This is a genomic window from Intrasporangium sp., from assembly GCF_035280925.1.
In the GTDB taxonomy this organism is placed as follows: Bacteria; Actinomycetota; Actinomycetes; order Actinomycetales; family Dermatophilaceae; genus Intrasporangium.
Genome location: NZ_DATEEY010000159.1, coordinates 1 through 7,270 on the forward strand (window position 1 = coordinate 1; position 7,270 = coordinate 7,270).

The following is a 7,270-nucleotide window of genomic DNA, read 5'->3' on the forward strand; positions in this document are numbered from 1 at the left end:
AGCCCCAAGGGAAATGACCGTATGCCGCTGAGCCGGCTCAGCGGCATACGGTCATTTCCCTTGGGGCTGAGTCAGACTCAGCCGACGTACTTCGCCGCCGCCGCGGCGAGGTCGGTGACGAGCGTCGCGTCGTCCTTGGTCGTGTAGAACTTGCTGATCGCGGTGGTCATGTCAGCGTTCCACGCCAGGGACACAGCCGCGCCGTGGGCGATCGACGAGACGATCGTGTTCGACTTGAACGCCTCCATCGCGGACTGCTGGTAGGGCGGGAAGTCCGTCGGCGGGACGTCCGTGCGAGCCGGGATCGAGCCCTTGGCGAGGTTGAAGGCCTTCTGGCCTTCGGCCGAGCCGATGAGCATGAGCCAGTCCTTCGTGCCGCCGGGGTTCTTCGCGCCCTTGGGGAGGGTGAAGGAGTCGGCGAGGAAGTCGAAGACGCCGTCCTGCCCGGGGACCGCGAAGTACTGGTAGTCCGTCTGCTCCTTCTTGCCCTTCGCTGCGAACTCCGCCACGGCCCAGTCGCCCATGACGTTGTAGGCGGCCTTGCCCTCGATGACCATGTCGGTGGCGACCGGCCAGTCATCGCCGTCGGAGGCGGTGTTGGCGTAGGTCAGCAGCTTCTTGTAGTCAGCAGCGGCGGCCTTGACCTCGGCCGAGTCCCACTTCGTCGACCCGTCGAACAGGCCGCTGTACTTCTCGGGTCCGAGATCCGAGATGAGCACGGTCTCGAAGAGCTGCAGCTGGGTCCACGAGCCGGCGACGGAGAGCGGGGTGGCGACGCCGGACGCCTTCACCTTGTCCATGTCGGCCATCCAGGCCTTGATGTCCTTCGGGACGGCGGTGACGCCGGCCTTCTCGAGGACAGCGGTATTGGCCCACACGACGTTGGCGCGGTGGATGTTGGACGGGACCGAGTAGATGTTGCCGTCGACGGTGAGGCGGTCGAGCAGGTTCTTGGGGAAGACGCTCTCGCCACCCAGCGCGGTGATGACGTCGTTGACCGGGACGATCTGGTCGTTGTCGATGTAGTCGGCGAGCTCGGCTCCTGCGTGACCCTGGAACGAGTCCGGGGGCTGGTTGTTCTGCAGGTCCGACGCGAGCTTCGCCTTGGCGTTGGACCCCGCGCCGCCTGCGACCGCAAGGTTGACGAACGTGTCGTTCGGGTACTTCTCCTTGAACAGCTTCTCGAGCGCGTCGAGACCGGCCTTCTCGGAGCCGGCCGCCCACCACGTGAAGACGCCCACCTCGCCACCGGCGCCCCCGGCCGTCGTTGCGAGCGACGTGTTGGGAGCCCCGGCCTCTGGGGTCTCGTTCGACGAGCCGCACGCGGCGAGGCCGAGTGCGGCGACCGCCGCGATGGCCACCGTTGCAACAAACCTGTTGCGCATTGATCCTCCTCGTTCCTGCCGCCTGTGCCTCGTGGCCGACGGCTGTCGTGTGCCCGGGACCCGGGCGGGTGTTTCAGCTGGGTCCGCTCGCGCGGTCAGTGGGCGGTGGGTCGCTCGGCGGAGCCGGCCGCCCCACGGGTGTGGGCGGCAGGCAGCGAAGGACCGTGACGTCGCCCGCGATGCGGACATCGCCCGCACCGTGGGGGATGAGCAGGACATCGCCGGCGGCGATGTCGAGCGGCGAGACGCCGGCCCCAGTCGTGAGGGTGCCCCGGCCCTCGACGACGACGGTGACGGCGAACCCCCGATCGACGACGACGGAATCGTCACCGTTCAGCCGGACGACCTGCGCCCGGAAGAACTGCTCCGCCTCGGCGGGGAGGGCCGGACCGACTCCCCGGATGTCGGTCCAACGGCGCCGCAGGGCGGCGACTCCGGCGGGCGGGAGGGCGTCGCTGGCCACGCTCGCCAGCGCGGTGCGCCGCGGCAGCCCGAGGAAGGCGTGCTCCAGGTCGAGGCCGAACCGCTCGTGCTCGAGCATGACGGAGAAGTCGGTGGGTTCCTGGAGCTCGACGAGCAGGACGCCTTCGCCGATGGCGTGCGGCTGCCCGGCCGGCACGAGGATCGCGTCGCCGCGGGAGACCTCGATCGGGTTGAGCGCCGCCAAGAGGCGCTCGTCCTGGGCGTCGACGAGGGCGGCGAGCTCGTCGGTCGGCAAAGCGTCTCGGAAGCCGACCCAGACGGTGGCACCCGGATCGGCGTCGACGATGAGCCAGGCCTCGGTCTTGCCGTGCTCGCAGTCGAGGTGCCGGGCGGCGAAGGCGGCGTCCGGGTGCGAATGGACCGGGAGCCGTTCACCGCTGTCGAGCAGCTTGGTCAGCAGCTGCGGCTCGACGCCGAACTGGGCGACGTGCCCGACGCCGAGCCAGCCCTCCGGATCGGCCGCGAGCGCCTCCGGCAGCGTCGTGCCGTCGTCCAGCGGGGTGACCCCGTCACCGCCCTCGGCGAACAGGTGGGTGGTCGAAGCGAGCCAGTCCTCGGGCCGGTGGCCGTCGAAGTCGTCCGGGACCGGCAGGCCCCGGAAGACCAGGATGCGCTCGCCACCGCGGTAGAAACGACGAGGGGTGTTCAGCGACAGCGCGACTGGTGCCTGCGTCCGGCTGGTGGGTGGCGTGGTGGTCACGAGGCGCTCACGTTCCGCACGTCTCGACCGGGCCGGCGGGGCGCACCGGACGCCCGCACGACGAGCCTCGTGGGCAGGACGAAGGTCTGGGCGGGCCCCTCGTCACCGAGGAGCCGAGCGAAGAGCTGCTGGGCGGCCTTCTGTCCCATGGCCGCCGGGTCCTGGAAGACCACGGTCACCGGCGGTTCGACGACATCGGACAGCTCGAAGTCGTCGTAGGCGACGAAGGACAGCTGCGTTGCCCAGTCGTGCAGCGACGTGAGGGCAGGGATGGTGACGCGCGTGTTGCCGGTGATGACGGCGGTCACCGGTTCGGCACCGGCTGTCCATCTGGTCAGGGCGGTGCGAACCGTGTCCGGGGTGTGCGGGCCCATGGAGACGAGCGGGGTCCCGGGCAGCCGGAGGTCACGGTGGGTCGTCATGAAACCCTCACGCCGCTGACGAGCGGTCCACACGTCGGCCGAGTCGCCCAGGAAACCGATCCGCCGGTGCCCGTGCGCGACAAGGTGCTCGACCGCGCTCCGGATGCCGCCGAGATTGTCCGACAGGACCGTGTCGACCTGTGTCTCGCTGCGCACGGGCCGGTCGAGGTAGACAACGGGGGTGCGGCTGGCGATCACCGTGGGATCGGCGATCGGCGTCTCGCCCGCGGGGACGACGATGAGCCCGTCGACGCGTCGTGCCACCAAGCCCTTGAGGACCGAGCGCTCGCGGGTCGGGGAGCCCTCGGCGGAGGCGGTCACGAGCAGGTAGCGATGGATCCGCGCCTCGCGCTCCACGGCAGCGCCGATGTGCGAGTAGAAGGGATCCGCCAGGTCCTCGACGACGAGTCCGATGCTGAACGTACGACCCTGGCGGAGCGTCGCAGCACTGTCGCCCCGGCGGAAGCCGACCCGCTCGATGACGGCGCGGACCCGCTCAGCCGTGTCGGGTCGGACTCCCGGCTCATGGTTGACGACCCGGGAGACGGTCTTGACGGACACGTGGGCCTCGGCGGCGATGTCGGCCATTGTCGGCCGGCCCGTCGTCCGGTCACGTGACTCCGTTGTCATGTCCTGATGACAGCAGAGCGGCGCCATTCGGGCAACGAGATGTGACCTGCTCGTGACCGGATGACGCTGCCTTGTCCGATGCGTTGTCCGAAGTGGACAAGGCCGTCCCCGAACATTGACGCGTCAGGCCGGCACCACGAGTCTCAGGCCCAACGGCTCCCTGCCGGACGATCGGCGCGTTTGCGCGCATACCGACCGTCCCACCCACCCGCGCGGGCTCAACGACGAGCACTGATGAGCACGGAGGAACCATGGGCGTGACTGCTGGACTGCTGAAGGGGACGGTGGCCATGGCGCTCGTGGCCACCTCGACACTCGGGGTGACCGCTGAGTCGCCCCCTGCCGCCGCGGTGACGGGGCCGCCTGCACTCGCGGCGGCCGCGCCGGCACCCGACTTCGTCACGTCGTTCGAGGACGGGCAGCCGCAGCCCGAGGTGTCGACGGTCGAGGTCGGGACGGAGGGGCCCCGCCAACGGAACGTCACCGGGACCTTCACCGTGGGTGGCAGCCTGCTCGGGTTGGTCACGGGCGTTACCGCCAGTGCCCAGAACGCCCCCGGAGAGGTCGCGGCCAACCTCGCCGACGCCAACCCGGACACGAAGTGGCTGGCCTTCGCCTCGACCGGGTGGGTGCGCTACGAGCTCGCTTCGCCGGCCAGGGCGGTCCGCTACTCCCTCACGTCGGCCAACGACGCGCCGGAGCGCGACCCGAAGGACTTCCGGCTCGAGGGCTCCAACGACGGCACGACGTGGACCACCCTCGACACCCGGACGAACATCGACTTTCCCGGCCGGTTCGCCACGCTCACGTTCGACGTGACGAGCCCAGCGGCATACGGCTCCTACCGCCTGAACGTGACCGCGGTCCACAGCGGCGGCATCGTCCAGCTGGCCGACTGGGACCTGGGTGACGGCTCGACCGGCAACGGCGACGCGACGCCGATGGTGACCAGCGTGGGAGCCGGGCCCATCTCCGGCTTCAACATCAAGCCGCTCGTGGGCTGGACCGGCGTCAAGGCGCTGCGGTACTCCGGCGGCCACACCGCGGCAGGGCGAGGGTACGCCTGGAACCGGCTCTTCGACGTCGACGTCCCCGTGACAGAGACGACCCAGGTCGCGTACAAGGTCTTCCCCGACATGGTCGCGGGAGACCTGAGCTACCCCTCGACCCACAGCGCGATCGACCTGCGCTTCACCGACGGCACCTATCTGTCCGACCTCGGCGCGCGTGACGTGCACGAGGTCGCGGCGAGTCCCGCTGGCCAGGGCCGCGGGAAGATCCTCTATGCGCACCAGTGGAACTCGGTCACGCTGGACGTGGGACGCGTCGCCGCCGGCAAGACCATCGACCGGATCCTCGTCGGGTATGACAACCCGGAAGCGACGGAGGAGACGCGGTTCGGCGGCTGGATCGACGACCTGACCATCGTCCCGCAGCCGGCAGCCATCGACCGCTCCGACTTGACCAGCTACGTCGACGTCCGCCGCGGCACGAACTCGTCCGGGTCCTTCTCGCGCGGCAACAACCTGCCGATCAGCGCCGTCCCGAACGGTTTCACGTTCTTCACACCAGCGACGGACGCCAACTCCAGCTCGTGGGAGTACCACTACCAGGCCCAGAACAGCTCGGCGAACCTGCCTGTGCTGCAAGGGCTCGCCATCTCGCACGAACCGAGCCCCTGGATGGGCGACCGCAACCAGCTGTCCGTCATGCCGTCCCTCGCGGCTGGCGTGCCGACGGGCTCCGCTTCGGGCCGCGGACTCGCCTTCGACCACGCGAGCGAAGTTGCCCGGCCCGACTACTACAAGGTCGAGCTGGCCGGGGGCGCCGACGCGAGCGGCATCCGCGCCGAGACGGCCCCGGCGGACCACGGCGGTGCCCTCCGGTTCACCTTCCCCGAGTCGGCCTCGGCCGGCCACCTCGTGGTCGACACCGTCGACAACAGCGGCGCCTTCACCGTTGCGGCGGGCTCGACCGAGCTCACCGGTTGGGTCGACAACGGCAGCGGCCTGTCCGCGGGGCGAAGCCGGATGTTCGTCTACGGCACGTTCGACCGTCCGGTCGGGGCGGCGGGCACGGCACCCGGTGGACACTCGGGGACCCGCTACGCCACCTTCGACGTCAGCAGCGACCGCCACGTGGTGCTCAAGCTGGCCACGTCGTTCATCTCGCTCGACCAGGCTCGTCGCAACCACGCCCTCGAGCTCGACGGGCGCGACTTCGACGCCGTCCGGGCCGCGGCGAAGCTGGCGTGGAACGACCGGCTCGGCGTCGTGGACGTCGCGGGAGCCAACGACAGCGACCTGATGACGCTCTACTCGAACCTCTACCGGCTCAACCTCTATCCCAACAGCCAGTTCGAGAACACCGGCTCAGCGACCGAGCCGCGCTACGAGTACGCGAGCCCGGTGAGCCCGAAGTCCGGCGCCGCGACGCCGACCCAGACCAACGCCGTCGTCAAGAACGGCAAGCTGTACGTCAACAACGGGTTCTGGGACACCTACCGCACCGTCTGGCCGGCGTACTCGCTGCTCTATCCGGAGGTCGCGGCGGAGATCGCCGACGGCTTCGTCCAGCAGTACCGGGACGGCGGCTGGGTCGCGCGGTGGTCGTCGCCGGGTTACGCCGACCTCATGACCGGCACGAGCTCCGACGTGTCCTTCGCCGACGCCTACGTCAAGGGCGTCCCGCTGCCTGATCCGCTCGGCACCTACGACGCGGCGCTCAAGAACGCGACGGTCCTGCCGACGTCGAGCGCCGTTGGCCGCAAGGGACTCGACACCTCGATCTTCCTCGGGTACACGAGCACGAGCACACACGAGAGCGTGTCGTGGGGCCTCGAGGGACTCATCAACGACTTCGGGATCGGGACCATGGCCGAGCAGCTCGCCAGGGACCCCGCGACCCCGGAGGCGCGACGAGCCCAGCTCACCGAGGAGTCGCAGTACTTCCTGCGCCGGGCGACGAACTACGTCAACGTCTTCAACGACAAGGTCGGCTTCTTCCAGGGCCGCGCCGCCAACGGAAGCTTCCCTTCGACCTTCGACCCTGAGGTCTGGGGGGGCGACTTCACGGAGACGAACGGCTGGAACTTCGCCTTCCATGCACCGCAGGACGGCAACGGGCTGGCGAACCTGTACGGCGGCCGCGCGGCCCTCGCCGACAAGCTCGACGAGTTCTTCGCGACGCCTGAGACGGCCACCAAGCCGGGCTCGTACGGTGGCACCATCCACGAGATGCTCGAAGCGCGCGATGTCAGGATGGGGCAGCTCGGCCAGAGCAACCAGGTCAGCCACCACATCCCCTACATGTACGTCTGGACCGGACAGCAGTGGAAGACGGCCGAGAAGGTCCGCGAGATCATGCGCCGGCTCTACGTCGGGTCGGACATCGGCCAGGGCTACCCCGGCGACGAGGACAACGGCGAGATGTCGGCGTGGTACGTCCTGTCGGCGCTCGGGATCTACCCGCTGCAGGTCGGGTCGCCGGAGTGGGCGATCGGCTCGCCGAAGTTCGAACGGATGACGGTGCACCGCACGCAGGGCGACCTCGTGGTCAGTGCCCCCGGCAACTCCGAGACGAACCTGTACATCCAGGGCGTCACCGTCAACGGCAACAAGCACAAGAGCGTCTCGATCAACCAGTCCGCC

At 69.5% G+C, this 7,270-nt stretch carries 4 protein-coding genes; 1 reads left to right on the forward strand and 3 read right to left on the reverse strand.

What is annotated here, in order from left to right:
- Positions 1 to 77: 77 nt before the first annotated feature.
- The 3 genes from VJN29_RS14680 to VJN29_RS14690 all read right to left on the reverse strand — a co-directional run bounded on the left by VJN29_RS14680 (position 78) and on the right by VJN29_RS14690 (position 3,620).
- Entirely contained in the window at positions 78 to 1,385 is a 1,308-nt protein-coding gene (locus tag VJN29_RS14680) for an ABC transporter substrate-binding protein (protein WP_324144377.1), read from the reverse strand.
- A gap of 73 nt (positions 1,386 to 1,458) precedes the next feature.
- Positions 1,459 to 2,568 (reverse strand): phosphoheptose isomerase, encoded by a 1,110-nt coding sequence (locus VJN29_RS14685; protein ID WP_324144378.1) that lies wholly within the window; start codon positions 2,566 to 2,568, stop codon positions 1,459 to 1,461.
- A complete protein-coding gene (locus VJN29_RS14690; RefSeq protein ID WP_324144379.1) occupies positions 2,565 to 3,620 on the reverse strand; it encodes a LacI family DNA-binding transcriptional regulator in 1,056 nt (351 codons plus the stop codon). The genes VJN29_RS14685 and VJN29_RS14690 overlap by 4 nt, the downstream gene beginning before the upstream one ends.
- Positions 3,621 to 3,871: 251 nt before the next feature.
- Between VJN29_RS14690 and VJN29_RS14695 the strand changes: the two genes are divergently transcribed.
- Positions 3,872 to 7,270: GH92 family glycosyl hydrolase (locus tag VJN29_RS14695; protein ID WP_414654381.1), on the forward strand; the 3,399-nt coding region annotated here is incomplete at its 3' end.